Below are 26,244 nucleotides of genomic sequence, written 5' to 3'. Positions count from 1 at the left end.
ACTTATAGCTGACAATTATGCATAGAAGCTTCCGAGCACGGTTGATGCTTGCGGAAGCTTCTTTTGCTTGCGAGCCGTGCGGGGATTATGCACTTCCGCTTGTGGCAGAAGCAGCAGGGCGAAGCGATTTACGCTTATAGGCCGAGGAAGGGGGAACCAGATTCCGTTCAGCGAACCGTAGAGGCTTGGTAGCTGAGCGGCTATCTGGAATGGGGCGATGTTTTTCAGGTAAAGGAAGGGCAGCTGTATGAGGCATAGAGGTTGAGAGCCCCAGATAAGCGCGCATTCGCTCATACATTTCTTTGCGGAATACGGGCATAGCCATACTGAACTGCTTTTTATTTCCATTACTTATATAGGTGGCGTAAACGCCTGAGAGGTTTTGTTGTATATCCACAACACGAATCTGACATTTATTGAATTCATGTTTTACTTCCGATAGTAAGATTCCAGTACGATCTACTCCTGCGTTGATCATTTCGACATAAAGACCAGGTGTTTTCAGAACACCGCTCTCTTCAAGAATCAGACTGTCCCGCTCAAATACTTTTTGAATAAAGGTAAGAAGCAAATAACTTTTCACAAGAGACAATTCATTCTGAGCAGTAGCTGAAGAGATCATAACCATTCACCGCCTTAGGGAATATGGTGATAATGCATATTTGGCTGAATGAACATAGAACATACTTTCTTGAGAACCTATGTTCTTATTTTAATCCATTATTCCTTATTTATCAAGGGGATAAAAAAATATAAAAGGTTTGACATCTTGATGTGAGCATGGTATGATCTATCTTGTCGCTAAGAAAGTTATCTTTCGAAGATTCGACAATATATATGCGGTCGTGGCGGAATTGGCAGACGCGCACGGTTCAGGTCCGTGTGGGCTAACCCCCCGTGGAGGTTCGAGTCCTCTCGACCGCATCAATTTAACAATCATGGTTCGTAATTGCTGAGGCAATTACGGGCCTTTTTTACGTGGGTTGCAGATTCAAGCTGTTGCTCATGACTTGGGCAGAGAGGAGAAATCTACAACATGTGTTCTTGACTGCTCCCTGTTATATAAATGGGGAGCAGAATCAAAAAAAGGAAACATTTATTAAAAAATAAAAAAATGGAAGTTGCAATTCTATTTGTGTCGTTTTTTTCACGAAATGAATGTCGGGCTTGTCATAATATGTATAAGAATGACCAAAAAGCTATATAAGTAATGGCACAGTAAAGGTATCGATGGCCGGTTCGGCTCTATTTATGTTGATGCAGTGTACTCTAAGAATGTGTGTTTGTAGTAATGGTTTAAACTCCTTGCTGTTAGTATGTGAGCTGAATAAGTTATGAGAATTTTCACCGAAAAGAATGTAGTGGCGCAGTGTATGGGAATCAATGCGATATCGGAAAGAGGAAAGCGTCAGTTGTGATCATTGTCGATGAACAAAGAACTATAAAAATCATTTCTTTACCGAACGTTCTCGATATGTTATACTGATGACGCGAGAAAGGAGAATGTAATGGCAAGAAGTGAAGGATTTATTGAGATAGCAGTTGCTACCTCTTAAGGAAATAGTTACTTGCTCGTTTTTTAGAATGATCATTCTTTAATGTTGTGAGTAGCACAAAAAAGGATGAACAGTTAAGAAAGGTACAGGCTTTGATCCAGATCAAGTAGAGGAGGCCTGGTACAACCTGTTCCTATTGGTTATGGTAGAGGAATCTGTTCTATTAGAACCTTAACGCCCCAGGGATTCCAGTGGAGCAAACTCTTGGGCATGTAAAGGATAGAGAAAGTTCCGTCCATATACTAGAATGATTGTTCTAAATTTTGAATAAAAAGAAACTAACAATATTAACGAACAGAAAGGAATGATTGAAGATGGAATATCGTGTATTAGGTAATACAGGTCTTAAAGTAAGCAGTTTTGTATTAGGTACTGGTACATTTGGCTTTTGGGGAAACAACACGAAGAAAGAGTGTGAACCCATTCTGGATGAAGCTTTGGCTGCAGGAGTCAACCTGATCGATACTGCGGATGTCTACTCAAGTGGTCAAGCAGAAGAAATTTTAGGTGAACTACTAAAAGGACGCAGGGAGGATATACTTCTGGCCACTAAAGGTGGTTTTCCCATGGGCAGTGGACCCAATCAATCTGGAAGCTCAAAATATTGGATTAAACGAGCTGTAGAGGATAGTTTACGAAGACTTCAGACCGATTATATCGATTTGTATCAACTACATCTGCCGGATGTTCATACCGATATTGAAGAAACTCTTGATGCGCTTACGGATCTGGTCAGAGAAGGGAAGATTCGCTACATTGGCACATCAAACTTTCAAGCATGGCAAGTAACAGAAGCTCAATGGACTAGCGAACGCAAAAATGTAGCACGTTTTGTCTCTGAGCAATCCCCGTATTCCATTTTAAACCGAAGTATTGAATTCGATTTGCTTGCTGCCACAGCAAAATACGGAATGGGCGTTTTGGTTTGGAGCCCACTTTCAGGTGGTTTATTAACTGGTAAATACCGATTTGGGGAATCGTACTCCTCCGACTCAAGAGCAGCCACCTTTGCGGGAAGCTTAAAATCAATTGTTGACCCTAATCGGGAAGAAAACCGGACCAAGTTTGAAGTCATAGCAAAGCTTCAAATACTAGCAGATGAAGCGGGGTTAACTTTACCGCATCTTGCCATGGCATTTACACAATCCCATCCTTCCATAACTTCTGCTATTATTGGGGCTAGAACGATCGAGCAGCTCCGGGAAACCTTTAAAGGTAGTGACATTCGATTAAGCAATGATGTACTTGATGCGATAGATACGATTGTTCCACCAGGTGTGACCCTGGATGCAATGGAAAAAGGATGGACTCCTGATTGGTTAGAAGCAGACAAGCGAAGAATCAAAGAGTAAACATATTAAGATTGCAACTCTAAAAACATAAAATCAAGCGGAAATGCTTGATTTTATGTTTTAATGTTTTACTTTCAAGCTGCTTATCATTCAATTGAGTTAATGAGGTAAAGCAATGCATCTGTTTTGGCCAAGGTTATGGAAAAGATTCAATGCATGAATTGATGGGAATGAGAGCATATTAGTACAGCATCAGAACTAATACTGAGCTTATGGCATCAATTCGATGCCAACTCCTCAACGTTTCGTTCCTACAGCTTTAAATCTAATGCTGTACTAATGGTGAGGATGACAAAGCGTATGTAATATGTTTTTTCTTTACTGATCGTTCTCAATATGTTAAATTATTAACAGGAGGGAACTGAGATGTCAAGAAATAAGGAGTTTGATGAAACCGAGGTATTGGATAAGGCGATGCGGCTATTTTGGGAACAGGGCTACGAGAAGACCTCCATGACAGATCTGGTTAAGCATATGGGAATCCATCGCAGAAGCTTATATGACACATTTGGAGACAAACATACGCTTTTTCTGATGGCGCTGGATCGTTATGACAGTAAAATCAGTGCTTCTCTTTCAAGAGGAGTTAAACGCTCCAAAACTGCTATGGAAGCACTCCAATCTGTTGTTGGCATCCTGATCTGTGGGGGAGAGGACTCGCCTTCAGGCTGCTTAATGGTAAATTCGGCGGTGGAGTTGGCTGCGCGCGATGCCGATGTTAATGACAAGTCTACTGAGGCGTTCACAAAAGCAGAGCAACTGCTCAAGGAAATAATCCTTTGGGGGCAGCGGGAAGGTGAATTCACCTCTGATTACGACGCCGGGGAATTGGCGGAATATCTGCATAATGTAGGGGTTGGGTTGAGGAGTATGGCAAGAACCTCGATTCCCAGAGAGAAACTTCACCGTATAGCCAACATATCAATGAGGACTTTAGAAAAATAATTAGATTATTATTTTTTTGGCATTACTAGAATAATCATTCCCATATGTTTAGTCTTTTTAGCTTCTTGACAATTCGGTTTGTACGGATAACTAACATTCAAATGAACAATCCGAGTTAGAAAACGATGCAAAACAGTTTAACGTTTACACTAAAAAAGAGGTGAGCTTGTAAGATGAGAAAAACTGTACTTATCACGGGAGTATCGGGCGGGATTGGTAAAGAGTTGGCGGATCGTTTCGCCAAGGATGGATTTAATTTAGTACTGGTGGCGCGTAGTGAGGGGAAGCTTTTGGAGCTTGCGAAGGAATATCGGAAAAAACATGGCATCCAAGCGACGGTCATCGCCAAGGATGTCGCGTCACACGGCGTACCGGAGGAGATTTTCGCGGAGCTCAAGGAGAAGGGGATCGTCGTTGACTATCTTGTCAATAATGCCGGCTTCGGTTTGTACGGGACATTTTTGGAGACGAAGTTGGAGCAAGAGACGAATATGATTGATGTCAATATAAAGGCTCTGACGATTATGACGAAGCTGTTCTTGCCAGATATGGTCAAACGGGGTCAAGGGGGCGTGATGAATGTGGCTTCATTGGTGGCTTTTTTTCCGGGACCTATGATGTCGATTTACTACGCGACGAAGGCGTATGTGCTGTCGTTCACCGAGGCTCTTGAAAACGAGCTGAGCGGCACGGGTGTGACTGTGACGGCGCTATGTCCGGGACTTACGTCAACCGGCTTCGTTGATCGTTCGGGTATGGGTGATTCGAAACTGTTCCAGAGTGGTGCTATCATGGAGGCGGGTCAGGTGGCTGAGGAAGGGTATCGAGGCTTCTTACGCGGCAAGACAATCATCATACCAGGGGCTCGAAACCGATTAATGTCGCTCATTCCGAGGTTGCTGCCACGCAAATTGGTGACTCGTATGGTTAGATCCACACAAAACAGAACGGGACACTGACCTGATTTTCTATAACATCCAAAGCAATGCATAAGTATAAAAAGTTAGAGACTATTACCTCTTATAAAAAATACTTTACTGATCGTTCTAGAAATGATATGCTTAGTCCAAGTTAGATCTAACCGTTCTTTTATCACTAAAATAGAATGATCATTCTTCAATTATCAAAACAATATTTCTTAAAAGGGAGAATCGTATGAAGTATACAGTTATTACAGGAGCAAGTTCAGGAATAGGTTATGAGACAGCATTGGCGTTTGCGGCTCGGGGCAAAAACCTGATTATTGTAGCTAGAAGATTGGATAAATTAGAAGAGCTTAAATCAAAAATTCAGGAAATAAATTCTGATTTAGACGTTGTTATTCTTACAAGTGACCTGTCGGTTACTGATCAGGCCTATACCCTGTATAACGATTTAAAGGAATATCAAATCGAGACATGGATTAATAATGCAGGGCTTGGAGAAGGCTCCTTTGTTGCTGATCAGAAGCTGGAAAAAGTGGAGACTATGCTGCGTGTTAACATCGAATCCTTGACCATTCTTTCTACACTATATGTGAGAGACTATGCTGATGTAGAAGGTACTCAGTTAATTAACGTATCTTCAGCACTTGGATATGCTATCGCTGTAGGCAGTGTTGCTTATTCTGCATCGAAATATTATGTTAGTGCCTTCACTGAAGGGCTTGCCAAAGAACTGGAACTGAAAGGTGCAAAGTTAAAGGCGAAAATTTTAGCACCAGCCATCACGGAAACTGAATTTGTGAAAAAATCAATTGATGTCGAAGATTATGATTACAAAGCCAACATGCCCAAGTATCATACTGCCAAGCAAATGGCGGGATTCATGGTGGATCTTTATGATAGCAACGAAGTGGTAGGAATTGTAGACCAGAACTATGATTTCAATTTGAGAGGGCAAATCTATCCGATAATTTCAGAATTTTAAATCCAATTGTACATCTGTGCAACTGATTTGAGTAGGAGGAATAAAAGTGGGGAAATTATGGAGCAAAACAAGAATTGGAAAAATGGAATTGCCTCATCGGTTAGCGATGGCGCCAATGACACGTAGTCGAGCACAAGAAGATGGTACACCGGGAGAGCAGGCTTCCCTTTATTATGCCCAGCGCGCATCCATGGGACTTATTATTACTGAAGGTGTACAACCGTCAGATGATGGTCAAGGTTACTTATGGACACCAGGGATCTATACGGAAAAGCATATTGAAGGGTGGAAAAAGGTTACAGATGCAGTGCATGAAGCAGGCGGATATATTTATATCCAATTAATGCATGCCGGTCGTATGTCGCACCCCGACAATACACCCCATCATCGGCAGCCCGTTGCACCTTCTGCAATCGCACCAGGAGTAGAAATGTTTACGGCTACAGGCATGCAGGACATTCCCGTACCACGTGAGTTGAGTAAAGAAGATATTCAAATGACCATTGCAGATTATCGTAAAGCCGCGGCGGCAGCTATTGCAGCAGGAGCTGATGGTGTTGAAATTCATGGAGCAAATGGTTATCTGATTAATCAATTTATCGGAGAAAGTTCGAATACGCGGACGGATGAATATGGTGGCTCTATAGAAAATCGTGCTCGCTTCGCCATTGAAGTAGCAAAAGCCATCATTGACGAGATTGGAGCAGAGAGAACAGGCTTCCGTATTTCGCCAGGGACACCTCTTGGTGGGATTCAAGATGGTGAACAAGGTCCTGATCTTTACCGTTACCTGACGCAAGAATTAGCTAAATTGAATTTAGCTTACCTTCATATTATGCACCTCGGAAACGAAGAACTGCTTCAAGACATTCGTTCCCTATGGACGAATCCATTGTTAGTAAATCGGGCTGGACGGGCACTGGAAGATCTTAGCGTTGATATCGATAGTGGTCTTGCTGATCTGGTACCCGTTGGTGTATGGTCATTGGCTAATCCAGATTTAGTGGAACGACTTCAAAAAGGTGCGCCGTTGAATGAAGCAGATCCTGCAACATTCTTTGGTGGCGGAAGCAAGGGCTATACGGATTATCCTACAATGAAAGAATTAGAATCTCAGAAGGGGTAAGTATAGCTCAGCAGTAATGCTAAGAAATGGCGTACAACTAAAAATTGTACGCCATAAACTTATCCGTGAGTAATCGACTTGTAATATCGCACTCGCTTTCTAACTGAAGTAGTGAATGCTATTGTCGAAGAAATTGGAGCAGAAAGAAAGGGTGATGAATAAAAATGAAAACACTCATGAAAGCAGCTCAGATCACCGAGTACTCAAAAAAGATCCATGCGGAAGTTAATAATATTCCAATTCCAGAAATCAATGACAACGAAGTTTTGGTAAAGGTTAAAGCCGCGGCGGTCAATCCACTCGAAATGTTAGTTATCACAGGTAGCGTGAAACTGATTCAAAATTATGATTTCCCATTAACGCTTGGTAATGAATTGGCAGGCGTTATCGAAAAAGTCGGAAAAAATGTGACAGATTTTCACGTAGGAGACGATATCTATACACGTCTCCCACTGAAAAAAATTGGTGCTTTTGCGGAATATGCAGCAATTGATGCTGCGGCTATTGCTCTTATGCCAAAAAACTTATCCTACGTGGAAGCCGCTGCTGCAGCATTGACTGGACTCACAGCGTATCAAGGTCTGCATGAAGAACTTGAGGCACGGTCTGGTAAATCTGTTTTCATTCCAGGTGGATCGGGTAGCTTTGGTCAAATGGCTGTCCCAATCGCAAAGGCAATGGGTCTAAATGTCATTGTTAGTGGCAACGCACAAGCACGCGAACGCACTTTGGAGATTGGTGCAGACCAATATTTGGATTACACAAAAGAAAACTATGTTGACTTGTTGTCGAATGTCGATTATGTGATTGATACCTTGGGAGCCGAAGAATTTAACAATGAATTAAAAATCATTAAACCGGGCGGAAGATTGCTCTCTCTCCGTACAGGACCCAATAAACGTTTCGCAGAAGACAATAATTTTCCATGGTGGAAACAAAAGCTATTTTCTGTTGTTGGCGCAAAGTATGACAACAAAGCCAAGAAACATGACGTGGAATACCGCTTTATCTTCGTTCGTTCTGACGGCGCACAACTAAAAGAAATTACCAAAATCATTGAAAAAAACAACATTGTTCCACCAATTTATCCAACAATATTTACCATAAACAACGTAAATGAAGCGCTAGAATTAGTCGCAAATGGACGTCCAAAAGGGAAGGTTATTATTAATTTTTAAGGGTGACATAATACGAGCGGGAGAATCAACAACATAAAGTTGGCAATTGAACTGTTTTTCAATTCACTTAAATGTATAATGAATGCATGAGGTGATGATAATGGCAAGATATAAAGAATTTGAAGTGAATGAAGTATTAGATAAAGCGGTACAACTCTTTTGGATGCAAGGGTACGAGAAAACCTCGATGCAAGAATTGGTTGACTTTATGGGAATTCATAGAAGAAGCATCTATGATACTTTTGGGGATAAGCATGCTTTATTTATGAATGCACTCAAACGATACGAGGCTATTCAAAGTAACGAAATGAGATTATTGGTTGAGAAGCAAGAACCGGTTAAGGAATTAATTCGACAATTTTTTGAATACTCGCTAGAGAAAGAAGGAGAACCCCAAGGGTGTTTCATCGTAAATTCGGGTGTGGAGCTGGGAGTATTAGATCCAGAAGTTTCCTCCTTTGTTGAAGATAGCTATTCAAAAATGGAGAAGTCGTTATATAATCTTATCCTTTTTGGTCAACAAACAGGTGAAATCAAAGCTCGTCTTGACCCTGAAGCTCTTTCTCATTACTTCATGAATGTTTGGTTAGGATTACGTACGATGGTCAAAACAGCAACTAATCAAGAGAAGCTATCGGGTATTATTAATACCGCACTGAGCATTTTAGATTGAAAAGGAAAAATATGTATCTTAAAGCCGCTGATCTGAATAGCGAAGATCAGTGGTGCTTTAATAACGAATTATGCAAGAAAAAATTCTTTACCAATCGTTCTCGATATGTTATATTGATGATGAGGGGAAATGAAATGGCATAGAAACTATTAGATACAATACCAGTATTTATTTTTTTAACTTTACTAGAATGACCGTTCTTTTATAATCTGTTGTAACCAAAAACAATAAAAGGAGCACATAAAAATGAATATCTCTGAACAAGTAGCCTTTGTCACGGGTGCGAACCGAGGTCTTGGTCGCCATCTTGCGCTTGAACTTCTATCCAGAGGGGCTAAGGTTTATGCTGGTGCAAGAAATCCGGATTCCGTTGACATTCCTGGTGTAATACCTGTAAAACTTGATATTACCAACCCTCAAGAGGTAGCTGCAGCTGCCGTGGCAGCTAAGGATGTTACGCTTCTGATCAATAATGCAGGCACGTCTACAGGCGCTTCTTTGCTTGACGGAGATCTCGATAAAATACATTTGGAGTTTAATACACACGTCTTTGGTACACTATCCATGGTTCGTGCTTTCGCACCTAATATTGCAAAGAATGGCGGGGGTTCAATTCTGAATATTCTTTCCGTATTATCTTGGGTTAGTATGGGAAATGAAGGCGCGTATACGGCTGCAAAGGCAGCGGAGTGGGGACTGACAAACGTACTGCGCTTAAATCTGTATCCTCAAAATGTGAGAGTTGCCAGCTTGCATGTGGGATTTATGGATACAGACATGACGGCAGGTGTTGAAGCTCCCAAATCCAACCCCGCGGATATTGCAAAAATTGCTATTGATGGTATAGAGTGCGATAGCTTTGAAATTGTCGCCGACGACGTAAGCCGCACTGTTCAAAGCAATCTCGCCGGCGGTGTTGCTGCGATATACCCACAGCTATCCTAATACGTTAAGGGGCGACGGTCAAACAGCCAAATTAATTCTCTTTGCGTATGAAGAAGTGAGGATATAGCAATGAAAGAGCTCTTGAATTTCCTTCTGTGGAGATTCAGGAGCTTTTTTACGTAATTGGGGTGACACCATTAACAAGAAGCAAGCGGGCACAATTATGACGAAGATCATGAATATTTAAAGGCAAACTCAGGCGATTGGCCTCGTCTTTTCACGTGTTGATTAGGAATTTCATTTTTAACAGCAAATTCAATTTATGATCATGATTTTCAGAAAAATAAAGAAATAAACAGAAAACATTAGAATGGCCTGTTTATGTTGGAGTATATAGCTTTATACATATCCTTATAGAAAAATATGTATTTTTTTGAACATTGAGCAAAATTCGTATTGGAACTATGATGAAACTGGTTCTTATTTCCAATGAAAGAAAGAAGGCGATCGAATCGTCACACTCACCGTCTTAGGCACCATGATATGCTCGCATGCCAATGTATTTTGCAATCGCTACGTTTCGTAAGTGAAGAGTGGAAATTACGAATTGAAGTGCAGTCATGGATGTATAGTGTCTTGAACACAGCGAAAGGAATGTGAGTTTTTATGAAAAAAGTAGCTTTAGTAAGCCCGTTAAGAACAGCGGTCGGCTCTTTTAACAAAACCCTTGCGCCCCTAAGCGCTCCTGAACTGGGAGCAACCGTGATGACAGCATGCCTTCAGCAAAGTAAATTAGAGCCTGATTTGATTGATCAAATTTATTTGGGAAATGTTCTTCAGGCGGGCAATGGACAAAATCCTGCCAGACAGGCGGCCCTAAAAGCCGGTATCCCTATCGGTGTACCCGAAACAACGATAAACACGGTTTGCGGTTCTGGACTTCATGCCGTCGCTTTAGCCTACAATTCAATATTGGCGGAACAAGGAAACATCGTATTGGCCGGAGGCATGGAGAGCATGTCGAACGCCCCTTATCTGCTAAGAAATGCAAGAAACGGCTACAAGCTTGGCAACGGTGAATTGGTAGACTCCCTGGTGGCCGACGGCCTAACGTGCCCGATCAACAATTACCATATGGGAATTACCGCAGAAAATGTTGCCGAAAAATATGGAATTTCAAGACTTGAGCAAGATGAATTTGCCTTTGAAAGCCAGATCAAGGCTGCAGAAGCAAAAAACAAGAAGGTTTTTGATGAGCAGATTGTTCCGGTCATGATTAAAACCAAAAAAGAAACGATTTATTTCACAGAGGACGAACACATAAGAGGAAATACAACGAAAGAAAAACTTGCTACTTTAAAAACTGCGTTTAAGGAGAACGGAACGGTTACCGCCGGAAATGCTTCAGGAATCAATGATGGCGCGGCAGCTATGCTTGTAGTATCGGAAGACAAATGCAAGGAACATGCGTTAAAGCCGTTGGCATATATCAAGGGTTATTCACTTGTTGGCGTTGACCCTGCATATATGGGAATGGGACCGGTGAAAGCTATTTCGACCCTTCTTAAGCAACAGGGAATGTCCATCGATGACATTGATCTTTTTGAAATTAATGAAGCGTTCGCCGCACAAGCAGTAGCGGTAATGAAAGAGCTTGGGGTCAATCCGGAGAAGGTGAACGTCAATGGCGGCGCGATCGCGATCGGGCATCCTGTCGGTGCAAGCGGTGCTAGGATTTTGGTTACGTTGGTTCATGAAATGGCGCGAAGATCTTCACGTTACGGCATCGCCTCGTTATGCATCGGAACGGGAATGGGAATAGCGATGCTGGTTGAAAATGCACTCATTTAAAGTGAGTGTTCGACACGAATCCACTTTGTGATAAAAAGCTAACTTTTTGGACTACCTCTCAAAAGGAAAGGAGATCGTTATGAATCAAAAAGATGTACTTTCACTCCAATCCATGCCTGCGGCCAGCGCCAGTTATGGACGCCCGCCATGCCGCTTCATCAACCGGGAATTTTTTATCATTACCTATGAATCCGATCCCGCTGCGATTAGACAGGCGGTCCCGGAACCTCTTCAGCCGGATGGAAGCAATACGGTTTCCTATGAATGGATCAAGATGCCCGATTCATCCGGTTTAGGAAGCTATGAGGAAAGCGGTATTGTCATTCCGTGTACTTTTCATGGAGAACCCTGTAATTTTGTGGCCCAAATGTATTTGGATAACGCGCCTGCTATTCTTGGGGGACGTGAAATTTGGGGATTTCCGAAAAAATGGGCGAAGCCCCGCCTGAGCGTTGAGGAAACGGAGACACTGACGGGTACACTGCTTTATAATAACGTCCTGGTGGCCATGGGAACGATGCCTTTCAAATATAACATGCTTGATGAACAGGAAACGGCTAAAGCCATCGCAAAAACGCAGGTTAATTTAAAATTGATTCCTGATGTTGATGGTAGCCCCAAAATTGCTCAGTTAGTGGCGTATAATCTCGAAAATATTACTGTAAAAGGAGCCTGGTCAGGGCCTGCCAGATTAAGCCTGATCCCCCATGTCAACGCTCCTGTGGCAGATTTGCCGGTTAAATCTTATATTGGCGGAAAACATTTTATTGCCGATTTAACGCTTCCATATGGGAGAGTCCTCTACGATTATCTCCAATAAGGCTTGCTTTGCTAAAAATATATATATAAGGAGAAGGAACCATGAATAACAAAGTAATCTCCGCTGAAGAAGCAGTTAAGAAGGTCAAAGACGGAGACACGGTAATGGTCGGAGGTTTTCTGGCAGGAGGCTTTCCGGAGGACCTGGTGCGTGCGCTTGTCGACACAAATTCCGCAAGCAATCTTACGGTTATATCCAATGACACAGGCACACCGGAATTATCGATCTATAAACTTGTAAAAAGCGGCAGAGTAAAGCGGATTTTTGCATCCTATATCGGCTCCAATCCGGAAACGGGAAGGCTCCTTATGACGAAAGAAGCGGAGGTCCAACTCTTTCCGCAAGGCACGCTCGCGGAAAAAATACGCGCAGGAGGAGCCGGTTTGGGCGGTGTTTTAACACCTGTAGGTGTAGGCACCATTGTAGAGGAAGGAAAAAAGAAAATAGAAATTGACGAAAGGGAATATTTGCTCGAACTCCCGCTCAAAGCGGATGTGGCGCTAATCAGAGCTCATAAAGCTGATGAAGCGGGGAATCTTGTCATCAACGGTTCTTCACGCAACTTCAATTTGGTTATGGCTACAGCGGCAGAGTATGTAGTTGCTCAGACAGACGAATACGTAAAGTCGGGGGAAATTGACCCCAATCATATTAACGTTCCCGGAATATTTGTCGATGCGATTGTAAAGGTGGGTGAATATAATGAATAATAGAGAATTAATTGCTAGAAGAATAGCCCAGGAATTCAAAAGTGGCGAAGTTGTCAACCTTGGTGTTGGAATGCCTACAATGGTGGTGGACTATATCCCCGATAACGTTAATATTATGCTGCAGGCAGAGAACGGAATCGTCGGCGTTGGTCCCAAAGCGGCTCCCGGAAAAGAAAGACTCGATTGTATCGATTCAGGCGGGAACTACGTTACAACCGTGGAAGGAGCAAGCTTTTTTGACAGTGCGCTTTCATTTTCCATCATCCGCGGAGGGCATGTGGATATCACCGTTTTGGGCGCCCTGGAGGTCGATGCGAAAGGCAATCTGGCAAGCTGGATGATCCCAGGGAAAAAGGTGCCGGGTATGGGAGGAGCCATGGATTTGGTGGTCGGAGCCAAGAGAGTGATTGTAGCCATGGAGCATGTGAACAAAAATGGGGCGCCCAAAATACTGACACAATGCAAGCTCCCCCTGACCGCTGTAAATGTTGTAAAGACCATCGTAACCGAAAAGGCTGTCATCGATGTTATTCCGGGTAGAGGCCTGATGCTGAAGGAAATTGCTCCGGGTTTGACAGTGGAAGATGTTCAAATGGCAACAGAGGCTGAGCTGATCGTTTCACCACATCTGAAGGCCATCGCAGTGTAAAGGTTATCATACTTACGATTTTACAAGCTCTTGAATTTCCTAAATGGAGATTTGAGAGCTTTTTTTGTGGAGTTTCGGCCGAAGCTTGCTTCGTCCCATAACACAGGCAGCCGATATAGACGACCTTCGTAATGCAATCCAGGTAAGAAAAGTCCACCTATCCCAACTATCCGCTACCGTTTTGGAAACGGTTATCTGCTATATTTTAAAAAGAAAGCGGTAACAGAAATACTGACGAAAGAAGGAAATGCGATGAACGATGAATTGCAGCATGGGCCAGGTTCCAACAATTCAAGGCTAGAGGAAGTCCTTGACGACAGCAAATTTTTTGGGCATCCAAGGGGTGTGGGAGCTCTGGCGGCGGGTAATTTTTTTAATTCCTTCGCTTGGGGAGCCCTGTACGCGATTTTAATTTTTTACCTCTATTCTCCCTTTACGAAGGGATTGGAATTTACACAAGGACAGGCCGCATCTATGGTGACGGCAATGGGTGCATGTAATTCAATCTTCGTTATTTTGGGAAGCTGGCTGGCGGACCGGGTATTGGGACTGCGTAAAGCCTTGATCATAGGGAACATCATAAAAGGGACGGCTTTCGGACTCCTGGCCATTCCGGCCTTTTCCCTCACCCAAGGAAGAATCTTTGCATTCATCGCTTTGTTTTTGATGTCGCTTCCAATTATGGGGGCAAGCAATGCTTCTCTGACCGGTCAACTGTATCGCAAAACCGATAATGGAAGACGTGATGCCGCTTTTACAATTCATACCATTGCCAACAATATAGCCGGACTTGTTGCTCCGGTGTTAGTCGGTCAAATTGGCATGAAAAACTACCATATCGGCTTTCTTATCGCCGCCGTGGCCGCTTTTCTCTATGGTGCCGTTATCTTTTTCACCCAACACAAGTTTTTTGGACCTCTGGGTGAAAAGCCGATCAAGCCTCTTGAGGAAGGGAAGTTCGGTAAAATATTTGTCCGGTTTGTGCTGGTCCTGATTGTTGTAATCGGCACCATTGTAGCATTGGTCCTGGCAGAAGTAATTTCTTTCCAGGGAGTACTAAATATTATTACTTCGGCGACCTTTATTATTCCGATTGTCTTCCTGACCAATCTGCTGAGTAAAAAAGATTTAACAGCTCTAGATCGAAGAAGAATGAAGCCTTTCCTCAAATTGTTCGCGGCGCAAATCGTGATGGCGCTGTGCGGAGTTATGTTGACCTCGACGGTGGCTATTTTCATAGACCAGAAAATTGACCGTAAGATTTTGGGATTTGAGGTCGCTCCGGGATCGGTAGGGACCATCTACACCGTCTTAGGTTTGGTACTGGCGCCGGTCTTTGTATGGCTCTGGACAAAGACACGCGCAACGCATATTCGTACCACATATAAATACGGCTTGGGTATCATCTTTTCAGCCCTGGGCTACGGCTTATTAACCATTCCGATTGTTCTGTTTAAGGACCAGGCTCCGTACAGCTTGCTGTGGATGGTATTCTATTACCTGTTTCTAACCTTCTCGGATAATTTAGTCTGGCCGATCGGTTCATCTTTGGTCGCTAAATTATCACCTGAGGCTTATGATACCCAGATGCAGACCGCCTGGGGGCAAGCCGGCACGATAGGGAACGGAATCGCCCTGATTTTATTCAGCTTTTACCAGACGGCGGATCAGCAAGTGAATTTATTCCCTATTATGACCGGACTTTTGCTTGTTACGGCCTTACTTATCTTTGGTTTCTCGAAGAATATTGAAAAGGACATGGTATAAAAATACAAAGTGCTGACAGAGCCATTTGTCAGCACTTTTTTGAAAGGGAGCGAATGGGCGTGCCAATCGTCTATCATGAAAAGTCTAGGCAGTTTCATCTATTTAATAATGAAATCAGTTATATTTTTGGCATCATGCCCAATCATCAGCCGGGGCAATTGTATTATGGAAAAAAAATCCACGACCGCGAGGACTTTACGCATCTTCTGGAACTGGGCTTCCGCGACATGTCCCCCTGTGTGTTCGAGGGGAACGCAAAATTTTCCCTCGAACAGGTCAAACAAGAGCTTTCCGTATTCGGCTCAGGGGATCTGAGACATTGTGGATTGCATATTCTCCAGGAAGATGGCAGCCATACGGCGTGTTTTGAATACATGAATCATGAGATTCTCTCCGGCAAACCTTTGCTTGAAGGATTACCTGCAACTTATGTGGAGGCTGACGGGGAAGCTCAAACGCTTCGTGTTTTTCTAATTGACCATTGGCTTGGTTGTCAAGTGGAATTGCAGTATACCTTATACAGCGACTTGCCTGTATTGACCAGAAGCATAAAGTTAAGCAACTCAGGAGAGCAGAAAATTCGGCTTGATTCCGCGATGAGCTTGAATCTGGATCTTCCGGACAAAGATTATGAAATGATCGAACTAACCGGAGCTTGGGGAAGAGAGCGGCATATTCAAACACACGCGCTTCATCAGGGCATTCAGAGTATTTATAGTTTGCGCGGACATAGCAGTCATCATTATAATCCGTTCATCGGATTGAAAAGGAAGGGGACAACGGAATTTTTCGGGGAAGTGATCGGATTGAGCCTGATCTATAGCGGCAACTTTTTGGCTCAAGTAGAGGTGGATACTTACGATGTCACGCGTGTGATGATGGGGATTCACCCGCATGGATTCAGTTGGAGTTTGCTGCCGGGAGAAAGCTTCCAGACTCCTGAAGTCGTGATGGTGTATGCGGATAAAGGGTTGAATCAAATGAGCCAGGCCTTTCATGAGCTCTATCGAACACGATTAGTGAGAGGGACTTGGAGAGACAGGACGCGGCCTATTTTAATTAATAACTGGGAAGCCACTTACATGAAGTTTAATGAAGAGAAAATATTGGGGATTGCGCGGTCGGCCGCCGAGTTGGGAATTGAGTTATTTGTGCTGGATGATGGATGGTTCGGTGAGCGAAATACGGATACGACCTCATTGGGGGACTGGTATCCCAACAAGGATAAATTGCCTGACGGGATTTCCGGTCTTGCCCGTAAAATAACGGATTTGGGCCTGAAATTCGGACTTTGGTTTGAACCGGAGATGATTAGCAAGGAAAGTGAGCTTTATCGGAACCACAGCGATTGGACATTGTCTGTTCCTTATCGCTCCATGAGCCCGGGTCGCAACCAATACGTATTGGACTTGACGAAGGCCGAAGTCATTGATTTTTTGGATGAAGCTATGAGTAAAATACTGGCCGAGTCGGACATCTCCTACGTAAAATGGGATATGAACCGCTCGATGTCGGAAGTGTTCTCCGCAGGCAGAGAGAGTGATTTTCAAGGAAAAGTGTATCATCAATACATTTTAGGATTGTATGAACTATTCGAACGACTGACCCGTAAGTTTCCGGAAGTGCTATTTGAATCTTGTGCCAGCGGAGGAGGCAGGTTTGATCCAGGCATGCTGTATTTCTGTCCGCAAGGCTGGATCTCAGATGATACGGATGCGATGGAGCGATTGAAAATCCAATACGGCACATCTATGGTATATCCAATTAGCAGTATGGGGTCTCATGTATCGGCGGTCCCTAACCATCAAACCAACCGCAGCACTTCGCTTGTCACACGAGGAGATGTGGCTTATTTTGGGACCTTCGGATATGAGCTGGATTTAAACCTGCTATCCGATACGGAAAAGGCAACGATAAGGGAACAGATCGACTTTATGAAAGAGAACCAGGAGCTATTACATCAGGGGATCTTCTATCGACTGGTGAGTCCATTTGAAGGAAATGCAACCGCTTGGATGATACTGGCGAAGAATAAAAATCGCGCCATTGTGGGGTATTATCGTACACTTACCGAAGTCAATGTAGGGTATAAGCGGTTGAAACTAGTCGGGCTAGATGCGGATAAAAAGTATCGTATTGCCCATGCCGACGAGCGTTACTACTATGGAGACGAATTGATGGAAATCGGCATCTTGCTGAATGACAGCACTTCCGGAGACTATCTATCCAAAGTCCCAAAGGGAGATTTTTTGTCCAGATTATTTATTCTGGAAGCTGAATAAAAGCAGATGAACAGCAAGAACTCGAACCGTCAGGTTTGGGTTCTTGCTGTTCATCGGTAATGGTATACGTCATCAATCATTTTTTGTTAAAGTGCTTGCGATAAAAAGTTTTTCGATACTGTGTGGGGGTGACGGTCTCATATTTTTTAAACAGGCGCATGAAATATTTGGAATCATCGTACCCGACTTCCGAAGCGATTTCGATAATGCTCAGGTCTGTCTCGGTTAATAGCTCTTTAGCGTGCTTTAGCCTGAATTTAATAATCTGTTCCGAAATTCCGATTCCTGTGTTTTCCTTGTAAATTCGGGATAAATAGTTTTTGTTATATTTAAAATGATTTGCAATGTGTTCGAGTGTGATATTCTCAAAGGCATGAATTCTGATCCAGTCTTGAATCGGTTGCAACTGGTTTCCGTTAAAATTTTTTTGTATCAGATAATTCATAATTTCCGAGGTCAATTCGTATAAGAGGCAGGATAAATAAGCGTTTAAGTAATTTTTATGTTTCTTTTCCTCGTATAAATCGAGCAATTGATTAAACATGATATGGAAGCGCCTGGAGTCTACTTTGTTGGTATAAACAGGCAAAATAATCAACCGGTCCAGATCGTTTTCACTAATCTCCTGGATGACCTCCGCTTCTGTTTTAAGTTTTAAACAGCTTGCCGAAAAATGAAGCCAGTGAAATTTCATACGGCCTTGGTAAACTTTAAGTCCCCGGTGAAGCGTGTGAGGAGGAACAACAAGAATCTCGCCCGATTCAATAGCATAGGGAACGTTATTGCTTTCGATGTACAGGGTTGAATCCACGGGACTGATGATTTCATAACTATCGATGATTCTTTCTTTGTGGATCCAGGGCTGATCTGTAATAAAAGTGCCAGCGGACAAGAAGGTGGCCTGCTCCAAATACTCTTTATTAACGAAGTACATCATAAGACCCTCCAATCGAATCTGCCATATAGTAAATATAATCCACCTAATCTTTTTTTAAACTACTTACTTTAAAAATGTTTTCTTGTAACATGAATGGTGTGAAAGCGATTTTAAAAGTGGGCAAGGAGGAAAACCGATGTCAAATAAACGGAGTGATCTGGAAATCGTTCAAGGGGATATTGAGGTTTTGCACCTGGGAAATTTGAAGACGGTTGAGTTCGATATTCATTTGCCGACTGAAGGCAAAAATGGTTCTAAAATTACTTGGGTGTCGAAAGATGATCGTTGGATTGACGGTTCGGGGAAAGTACACCAGCCCGAGTACGGGAAGGGGGATCGGGTGGTTCCGATTACCGCTACCTTTCAGTATGGAGAGTCGAGCCTTCAAAAGATTTTTGAAGTTAAAATTTTGGAGGAGAAAAATAGAATCCAGGTCGAAAAAGTCTTTCCCATCGTTATAAAGCAGGAAGTGAACAAGGAATTTTACTTGCCTTCCGCGGTCTCCATTCGAACCGTAAGTGGAGATGTCCTGGCCCATTCCGTGACATGGCACGGGGGAGAACATCGTTGTTTTTCGGAAGTCGGGGAGCAAAAAGCTGCTGGCTATTTGACGGATACGCTTTATGAGGTAGAGGCTGTTATCTTCATTGAGAGCCAGGTTGAAAACAAGAGCAATAAAGCACCTCAACTGCATGACATTTCGACACAAAAAGTACATCTGGAAGGCCCCTCTTTGTTGAAATCCGCGCAGAATCGGAGACTGCAATTTTTATTGACAGTCAATGATGATCAAATGCTATACAATTTTAGGAAGGCCGCCAGTTTGGATACGTTAAATGCACCGGCCATGATCGGGTGGGACTCGGATGAAAGCTTACTGAAAGGGCATACCACCGGCCATTATCTCTCCGCTCTGGCTTTATGCTATGCATCCACCGGGAATGAACGGATTCACCAGAAATTGGCTTACATGGTCGATGAGTTAAACAAAGTGCAGCTTGCCTTCGAGGCGGATGATCGTTACCATTACGGATTTCTTAGCGCCTATTCCGAAGAGCAGTTCGATTTGCTGGAAGTGTATACACGATACCCGAAGATTTGGGCTCCTTATTATACCTTGCACAAAATATTAGCTGGCTTGTTGGATAGTTATCATATAGCGGGAATAGAACCGGCGCTGGTTATTGCCGACAAAGTGGGGGACTGGATTTACAACCGGTTAAGCGTACTGCCACATGAACAATTGAAAAAAATGTGGGGCTTGTATATTGCTGGCGAATTTGGCGGCATCAATGAATCGCTGGCCGAACTCTTTACTTACACGCAAAAGGAACATCATATTGCTGCTGCAAAGCTGTTCGATAATGATCGTTTGTTCTTTCCGATGGAACAACAAGTTGATGCTTTGGGCGCAATGCATGCCAACCAGCATATTCCACAAATCGTAGGCGCATTCAAGATTTTCGAGGCTACCGGGGAACAAAAATATTATGATATCGCAAAGTTTTTCTGGGAATCTGTTGTGAACGCGCATATCTACTCCATCGGAGGAACCGGCGAAGGGGAAATGTTTAAGCAGCCGCATAAAATAGGCACGCATCTTACGGAACATACGGCTGAAACCTGTGCTTCATACAATTTGCTGAAATTGACCAAACAGCTATATGTGTATGAGAACGATGCAAAGTACATGGATTATTACGAAAGAACAATGCTAAACCATATTCTTTCTTCGACAGATCATGAATGCCTGGGCGCCAGCACGTACTTTATGCCCACTAGTCCAGGCGGACAAAAAGGATATGATGAGGAAAACTCCTGCTGCCACGGTACGGGATTAGAAAACCACTTTAAGTATGCCGAAGCGATTTTCTTCGAGGATGGCGATTCCTTATATGTCAACCTGTTCGTTCCAGCGGTATTGAATGATGAGGGTAAGGGATTGCAGGTTGTACAATCCGTACCGGAAATTTTCAACGGTGAAGTCGAAATTCGCATTGAAACGTTAACGAGAACGAATTTAAGAGTTCGCATTCCCTACTGGCATCAAGGAGAAGTCACGACCTTCGTAAATCATACAAAAGTGAATACTGTAGAGGAGAACGGTTACCTTGTTCTTTCGCAAGAGTGGAACAAAGGAGATCAAGTGACCATGAAGTTTACACCTCGGCTGCGTCTGGAGCATACACCGGATAAAGCCGATATCGCATCTCTGGCCTTTGGCCCTTATATTCTGGCCGCTGTCTCGGACCAAAAAGATTATTTTGAACTGCCGTTGAATCATGGGAATCTCCCGGAAAAATTTGAGCGAGTGGCAAATTCAAACCGTTTTATTTTCAAGGATCTGCATCTCGAATTTGCGCCACTAGCTGAACTGAACCATGAACACTACCATCTATATATTAAGACTAAATGATTAGACCAGAAGGGGGGAATTAATGAATTCCCCCTCTCTTTCTAGTTATAACGGAGGCTGTGGGTGATGAAGCGAATCGAACGTTTACTGAAGAAAATGGCGGAGGGAAGCTGCCGGCCATGTACGTAAGCAATCCGAAGAATGTCCGTTATCTGTGCGGGTTTACAGGGGAGGATTCATCTTTGATCCTTACTGGAGATGCTGTTTTGTTCATTACTGACAGCCGCTATGTGGAACAGGCCCGCGAAGAGTTAAGTGATCTGATTCAGATTGTGTGCTGGAATCGATCATTGCTGGACGAAACAGCAGAAATTATCCGTAAGCATCATATTCAAGAGATTGGATTTGAAGGCTCCTATTTAAGCTACAGCCATGGAGAGCTTTTCAAGTCGTTGGCCCAAATCAAGACCAGAATAACGGATGGTTGTGTAGAGGCGTTCAGAGCGGTTAAAGACGAGGATGAAATCTGCAAAACTTTAGAGGCCGTAAAAATAGTTGATCGGACGTTTATGCACATTTTAAATTTTATACGCCCGGGAATTTCCGAGAAGCAGGTGGCAACGGAAATGGAGTACTTCATGAAGTGTATCGGGTCCGAGGGGACTCCCTTCGAAACCCTCGTTGTATCCGGCATCCGCTCTGCTTATCCCCACGGAGTGGCCAGCGAGAAAATGATCGAACTGGGAGATATGGTGATCCTGGATTTTGGTGCCACCTTCCAGGGATATTCTTCAGACATGACCAGAACGATTGCGGTTGGCAAGCCTGATTCACGCCTTAGTGAAATTTATGATTTGGTTCTGGAGGCGGAGTTGGCGGGTGTGGACGCTATTTGTCACGGAATGAAAAGCAAAGAACTGGATTCGATGATTCGTAGTCCATTTGTAAGAGAAAATATGAATGATCGATTTAATCATGGTGCTGGCCACAGCATTGGACTGGATAACCATGAAGCGCCTTATATCAGTTATCGGTCTGAAGACGAATTCGTGGAGAATATGATTATGACGGTTGAACCGGGCTTATACTTGCCAGGTCTTGGAGGAGTTCGGATTGAGGATGACGTTCTGGTCAGAAAAGAGAAGAGCCTAGTATTGACAGGATCTCCGAAAAAGGATCTAATCCAATTGCCGTTCTATGAATAGTGCTTGATGAGTAGCTAATAGAGAAAGAATAATTGTATATTATTGATTAGATAAGTAGCATTCTATGCAAATTTGAGGCGAAAGTCAGACGATCAATGGAAAGGCTGGATTAAAAATGGAAAAAGCTACTTTTGCAGGTGGATGCTTTTGGTGCATGGTGACTCCGTTTGAGGAGCTGCCTGGCATTCATGGCATTGTCTCAGGCTATACTGGAGGGACGGTTCCCGATCCGACTTACGAGCAGGTTAAAACAGGAACTACAGGTCACTACGAGGTAGTGCAGATTACGTTTGAGCCTGAACTGTTTCCATATGAAAAGTTGCTGGAATTGTATTGGCCACAAACAGATCCCACCGATGCGGAAGGTCAATTTCAGGATCGGGGTACACAGTATAAACCTGCTATTTTTTATCATACCGAGCAGCAGCGGGAGCTTGCAGAGCAGTCAAAACAACAACTGGCACAAAGAGGACGTTTTGATAAGCCAATCGTAACGGAAATTCTTCCGGCTTCGGTATTTTATCCGGCTGAGGAGTATCATCAGAATTACCACAAGAAAAATGTGAAGCACTATAAGGAAGATCGCGCCCAATCAGGTCGTGATGAGTTTATCAACAAGAACTGGTAAACGATTTTAAATATACGCGTTTACGATGCTGAGGCAGGTCGGGATGAATTCCTTGGTCTGCCTTATACATAATTAGACGAGGTTACTCACACAATGAAGGGACAGAGAAGGAGGCTGACCCACAATGAGTAAACGACGGAAGCTGAACATGAGAAATATCATTAAAAAAGCGATACAGGCATTTCGTGATCGAAACCAGCCAACGTATGCGCATGTTTATCACCCAAGCTCTAAAATACGAAGAACCGCTGTGGTCTGTATTTCGGCCTGTTTGATGTTCATGGTGTGTGGGACTGCTTGGAGCATGGGAACTGATATTGCAAACGCAACAGACAAGCAGGAACATGAGAAAAAAATGGTTGCCATCATTATCGATGACATGGGGAACAACATGAAAGGGACAGAGCAGATTTTACAATTACCCGTTAAAATCACGGTGGCTGTGATGCCCTTTCTGCCTACAACCCAACAGGATGCCATCGAAGCGCATAAGCGCGGTCACGATGTCATCGTTCATCTTCCCATGGAGCCAAAGCAGGGAAAGCCGGAATGGCTTGGACCGGGAGCGATCAAGGCCAATATGACGGATGATGAAGTACGCGCCAAGGTGACAGCAGCCATTAAGAATGTCCCTCATGCGATAGGGATGAATAACCACATGGGTTCCAAAGTCACCTCAGACAAGCGCATTATGTCCATTGTGCTGGATGTTTGCAAGGAGCATGGGCTATTTTTTGTCGATAGCCGTACAAATTATTGGTCTGTGGTACCTGAACTTGCCGCTGAAAAGGGAATGCCACCCGTGCGCAATGATATTTTTCTGGACGATACTCATACGCTCGCCCATGTGAATCGGCAAATTACAAAGGTAATGGAATGGCTCGACAAGCACGACACCTGCGTAACGATTGGACATGTCGGTGTAGCTGGCAGGTACACGTCCTCGGCTCTCCAATCATCGGTTCCTACGCTAAAAGATCATGCCAAGTTTGTTGGCATTAGCGATCTGGTGCGTTCTGAATGGGGATGGAAGGGGAATCCTGCGGCCAACACTACCATACCGTCAAATGTGCAATAATGCCTTCGGCTATAGCCTCAGCAATGTTTTTCTGTCCACGATCCGCTGAAAGCATGGCTCTGTCTTGTGCATTACTGATAAATCCCGTTTCCACAATGACTGCGGGATGCTGGATTGTATTCAGAAGATAAAAGGGTTTTCCGTAAATGGTTTCTCTGTTCATGCAAAATAAGCGGTTTAATGAATGCTGAATTCGCTCAGCTAACAGATAACTGCCGCCTTCATCCTGATATAAAACAATCGGTCCCCGTTTGTCGGAGCGCTTGGCCCAATTAACATGGAGGCTTACAACCAAGGAGGTAGGCAGCTGCTCGGTGAGACTTTTGCGCTGGGCAAGGTCTTTTAGGTGTCTCGATTTGGAGGGAAGCCAGCGGTTATCGTCACTCAGTGCGTAATCCTTGTCCCGATTCAGGACAGCAGGATAGCCCTGCGAGCGCAAAATCAGGTACAGTTTTTGACCGATGGCAAGGTTGATGTCTTTTTCCAAAAGTTTCTTGTGACTTGTTCCGCCATCCACACCGCCATGGCCAACATCGATTAGGACAACAGGCTTGGCAAATGCATGATAGGGTGAAGATGTGCTGGATTGACCATCTGTGGTCTTGTTCAGTTCAGTGCTTTTTTTACCGGGCTGAGAAGCTGCATCAACAAAGGGCGCAAATACAGAACTGCAAAGGATGCATAAAGTCACCCCAAGTCCTGTCAGCCATATCTTGTTCAATTTCTTATTTTGCACGTTCTATTCCTCCAGTAGACGGATTGATTGCAGCATAGCTGCCTCCAAATAAATCATTAGCTTTCGGGTACAGATAATGTTGAAGATAGTATGTTCCATTTAAGGGAAACCATGCATCGTTATTCTCGTAGGGATTAGACTTCTTGAAAAATGAGCAAGCTAAAAGGAGCAGATTGAAGGAGGTAGTGGAGGATGGCGAAGAGTGACGAGTTGGTGACATATATTACGGAGCGGATTGTTCGGTATATCGAAACGCCGCGTGACGTGCGACGCAGCCAAAAACGGGCCAGAGAGCCGTGGATGAACAAATGGTTTGGCATGCTGCCGCTCGCTCTTAAAATGTGGATAAAATCCGCACGCAGAAGACGAAGGGAGCGACATTGACCTGCACAAAGAGACCACAATGGGCATAGGGTATGCCGTTTGAGGTCTCTTTTTATGTTGCAGAGATTATTTCGGAAGGCTTCGTCATGTAATAGCTAAGAGTCCAAACGATAAAATTCACCAGCTGACAGCAACTGCTTGAGGGGTACAAAACGGGCGAGGCCGTTGTGATGAGTTAGCGCATATAAAATTGGATGTGACGGATCATCCGGGGATATCCAGGATTGATACCCGTTAATGGATAAGGGCCCGCCAAAAGCAAAGTTGATGCTTGTGGCAGAAAATATAATACGTGGTGATATACGCAGCGTGTCTATCAATTGGTTTGCGTTATGGATGGCAAGTTTTTGCTTGGATTGAAGCCAGCCAAGATCGTCATAAGGGTCAAAAGGATCAGCCGAGAAAGTAACAGATTGTGCCTTTGTTTGTGAAAAATTTACAGTTGAAGGAGGGGTGTGATTGTGGAGCTTATGTTTCCAGCTTCCATCGGCTACTTCTATCGGCAACGGATCGCCGGTTACAGCATCAATACATAACTCGCTCCCTGTAGAGGAACGTACCAGCCAGTAGGCTAATAGCGGTTCCTCATACATAGGCGTGATTTGCAGCTTGTCGCTAGATGAAAATTCGGTCTCTGCGAGAGACTTAAGGGATTGGCGAAGCACATCCATACTGTATGGCCCGCCTGGACCGTTCCCGTATTCGTTAAGCTGATAAACACCATTTGTGTCTGTTCCGATAATCAGGTAGCCAATGGATTCTCCCGCACGGTTCACTTGAACAAGCCAACTGTGGGTTCCAGGTCCGAGTGGATGGTAGCTAAGCTCGGCATCTTTCCACTGGGCAAAAGGAGGCTGCGACGATAGGGATTGTATCGTGTCGTCCGCAGTCCGTTTTACGTCCGAAGGCACACCTTGCTCTTGAATAGGGGAACCAGCAGAAGCGTCACCCGAGGGAAGGGAAGGGCTGATTGACCCTGTTCCAGCCCGCTTCTGGACCGGACTTGTAGATTCCACTGGGGAAACCTGAGAGCTTGCTTTGTAGAGGAACTCTGAGCTTACATGGTTGCTCTCAGTGGCTGAGGGAGCCGCATGGATAGAAGCGAACGGACAGATTGCGGACAGGCCGATTAGAGCAACTGCGATCATGCCCACGCTATAGTGCCCGGAATTATTTTTCTTCAAATGAAATCCACCTTTCTGCCGGCCTGCTTGGCTG

23 protein-coding genes and 1 tRNA gene are annotated in these 26,244 nt (G+C 43.9%); 20 read left to right on the top strand and 4 right to left on the bottom strand.

Annotated features, from left to right (window positions below):
* Positions 1-85: 85 nt before the first annotated feature.
* Positions 86-622 (bottom strand): YhjD family protein, encoded by a 537-nt coding sequence (locus B4V02_RS16145; protein ID WP_094155578.1) that lies wholly within the window; start codon positions 620-622, stop codon positions 86-88.
* Positions 623-839: 217 nt separating this feature from the next.
* On the opposite strand from B4V02_RS16145, the gene B4V02_RS16140 reads away from it, so the two are divergent.
* The 15 genes from B4V02_RS16140 (at position 840) to B4V02_RS16070 (ending at position 17,702) form a co-directional block, all read left to right on the top strand.
* A tRNA-Leu gene (locus B4V02_RS16140) sits at positions 840-924 on the top strand.
* Positions 925-1,870: 946 nt separating this feature from the next.
* Positions 1,871-2,908 (top strand): aldo/keto reductase, encoded by a 1,038-nt coding sequence (locus B4V02_RS16135; protein WP_094155577.1) that lies wholly within the window; start codon positions 1,871-1,873, stop codon positions 2,906-2,908.
* A 366-nt stretch (positions 2,909-3,274) separates the two neighbouring features.
* Entirely contained in the window at positions 3,275-3,853 is a 579-nt protein-coding gene (locus B4V02_RS16130) for a TetR/AcrR family transcriptional regulator (RefSeq protein WP_094155576.1), read from the top strand.
* A 173-nt stretch (positions 3,854-4,026) separates the two neighbouring features.
* On the top strand, positions 4,027-4,812 hold the full coding sequence (locus B4V02_RS16125) for an SDR family NAD(P)-dependent oxidoreductase (protein WP_094155575.1): 786 nt from the start codon (positions 4,027-4,029) through the stop codon (positions 4,810-4,812).
* A gap of 196 nt (positions 4,813-5,008) precedes the next feature.
* Positions 5,009-5,761 carry an SDR family NAD(P)-dependent oxidoreductase gene (locus B4V02_RS16120; RefSeq protein WP_094155574.1) on the top strand — a complete coding sequence of 251 codons (753 nt, stop codon included), beginning with the start codon at positions 5,009-5,011 and terminating at the stop codon, positions 5,759-5,761.
* Positions 5,762-5,807: 46 nt separating this feature from the next.
* Positions 5,808-6,887 (top strand): alkene reductase, encoded by a 1,080-nt coding sequence (locus B4V02_RS16115; protein WP_094155573.1) that lies wholly within the window; start codon positions 5,808-5,810, stop codon positions 6,885-6,887.
* Between the two features lie 164 nt (positions 6,888-7,051).
* Positions 7,052-8,065, top strand: coding sequence for an NADP-dependent oxidoreductase (locus B4V02_RS16110; protein WP_094155572.1), 1,014 nt, complete (start codon positions 7,052-7,054; stop codon positions 8,063-8,065).
* A gap of 100 nt (positions 8,066-8,165) precedes the next feature.
* Positions 8,166-8,738: a TetR/AcrR family transcriptional regulator gene (locus B4V02_RS16105; protein WP_094155571.1), complete on the top strand. Its 573-nt coding sequence runs from the start codon at positions 8,166-8,168 to the stop codon at positions 8,736-8,738.
* Between the two features lie 246 nt (positions 8,739-8,984).
* Positions 8,985-9,683, top strand: coding sequence for an SDR family oxidoreductase (locus B4V02_RS16100; RefSeq protein WP_094155570.1), 699 nt, complete (start codon positions 8,985-8,987; stop codon positions 9,681-9,683).
* 606 nt (positions 9,684-10,289) lie between these two features.
* Positions 10,290-11,474, top strand: coding sequence for an acetyl-CoA C-acetyltransferase (locus B4V02_RS16095; RefSeq protein ID WP_094155569.1), 1,185 nt, complete (start codon positions 10,290-10,292; stop codon positions 11,472-11,474).
* Between the two features lie 79 nt (positions 11,475-11,553).
* Entirely contained in the window at positions 11,554-12,294 is a 741-nt protein-coding gene (locus B4V02_RS16090; protein ID WP_094155568.1) for an acetoacetate decarboxylase, read from the top strand.
* 41 nt (positions 12,295-12,335) lie between these two features.
* On the top strand, positions 12,336-13,004 hold the full coding sequence (locus B4V02_RS16085) for a CoA transferase subunit A (protein WP_094155567.1): 669 nt from the start codon (positions 12,336-12,338) through the stop codon (positions 13,002-13,004).
* On the top strand, positions 12,997-13,653 hold the full coding sequence (locus B4V02_RS16080) for a 3-oxoacid CoA-transferase subunit B (protein WP_094155566.1): 657 nt from the start codon (positions 12,997-12,999) through the stop codon (positions 13,651-13,653). The genes B4V02_RS16085 and B4V02_RS16080 overlap by 8 nt, the downstream gene beginning before the upstream one ends.
* A gap of 252 nt (positions 13,654-13,905) precedes the next feature.
* A complete protein-coding gene (locus tag B4V02_RS16075; RefSeq protein WP_094155565.1) occupies positions 13,906-15,420 on the top strand; it encodes a peptide MFS transporter in 1,515 nt (504 codons plus the stop codon).
* A gap of 53 nt (positions 15,421-15,473) precedes the next feature.
* The gene (locus B4V02_RS16070) at positions 15,474-17,702 is read left to right on the top strand and encodes an alpha-galactosidase (protein ID WP_094155564.1); all 2,229 of its coding nucleotides are present in this window, start codon (positions 15,474-15,476) and stop codon (positions 17,700-17,702) included.
* 76 nt (positions 17,703-17,778) lie between these two features.
* On the opposite strand, the gene B4V02_RS16065 is transcribed toward B4V02_RS16070, so the two are convergent.
* Positions 17,779-18,639, bottom strand: a complete 861-nt coding sequence (locus tag B4V02_RS16065; protein WP_244188340.1) for a helix-turn-helix transcriptional regulator — start codon at positions 18,637-18,639, stop codon at positions 17,779-17,781.
* A gap of 136 nt (positions 18,640-18,775) precedes the next feature.
* Here B4V02_RS16065 and B4V02_RS16060 point away from each other — a divergent pair, with 136 nt between their 5' ends.
* The 4 genes from B4V02_RS16060 to B4V02_RS16045 all read left to right on the top strand — a co-directional run bounded on the left by B4V02_RS16060 (position 18,776) and on the right by B4V02_RS16045 (position 23,906).
* A complete protein-coding gene (locus B4V02_RS16060; protein WP_094155562.1) occupies positions 18,776-21,055 on the top strand; it encodes a beta-L-arabinofuranosidase domain-containing protein in 2,280 nt (759 codons plus the stop codon).
* 59 nt (positions 21,056-21,114) lie between these two features.
* Entirely contained in the window at positions 21,115-22,200 is a 1,086-nt protein-coding gene (locus tag B4V02_RS16055; protein WP_244188339.1) for a M24 family metallopeptidase, read from the top strand.
* Between the two features lie 115 nt (positions 22,201-22,315).
* Entirely contained in the window at positions 22,316-22,828 is a 513-nt protein-coding gene (gene msrA, locus B4V02_RS16050; protein ID WP_094155561.1) for a peptide-methionine (S)-S-oxide reductase MsrA, read from the top strand.
* A 124-nt stretch (positions 22,829-22,952) separates the two neighbouring features.
* Positions 22,953-23,906, top strand: coding sequence for a divergent polysaccharide deacetylase family protein (locus tag B4V02_RS16045; RefSeq protein ID WP_094155560.1), 954 nt, complete (start codon positions 22,953-22,955; stop codon positions 23,904-23,906).
* On the opposite strand, the gene B4V02_RS16040 is transcribed toward B4V02_RS16045, so the two are convergent.
* Positions 23,881-24,642 carry an N-acetylmuramoyl-L-alanine amidase gene (locus B4V02_RS16040; protein WP_094155559.1) on the bottom strand — a complete coding sequence of 254 codons (762 nt, stop codon included), beginning with the start codon at positions 24,640-24,642 and terminating at the stop codon, positions 23,881-23,883. The two genes, B4V02_RS16045 and B4V02_RS16040, sit on opposite strands and share 26 nt — an antisense overlap.
* Before the next feature lie 192 nt (positions 24,643-24,834).
* Here B4V02_RS16040 and B4V02_RS16035 point away from each other — a divergent pair, with 192 nt between their 5' ends.
* Complete coding sequence (locus B4V02_RS16035; protein ID WP_007429871.1) at positions 24,835-25,026, top strand: YqzE family protein; 192 nt, start codon at positions 24,835-24,837, stop codon at positions 25,024-25,026.
* Positions 25,027-25,121: 95 nt separating this feature from the next.
* Here the strand turns inward: B4V02_RS16035 and B4V02_RS16030 are convergent, their stop codons facing one another.
* Positions 25,122-26,210: a hypothetical protein gene (locus tag B4V02_RS16030; protein WP_094157019.1), complete on the bottom strand. Its 1,089-nt coding sequence runs from the start codon at positions 26,208-26,210 to the stop codon at positions 25,122-25,124.
* Positions 26,211-26,244: the final 34 nt, after the last annotated feature.

Source organism: Paenibacillus kribbensis, from assembly GCF_002240415.1.
GTDB classification, from domain to species: Bacteria; Bacillota; Bacilli; order Paenibacillales; family Paenibacillaceae; genus Paenibacillus; species Paenibacillus kribbensis.
Note: the sequence above shows the minus strand (reverse complement) of the source record. Positions and strands in the feature narration are given on the sequence as shown.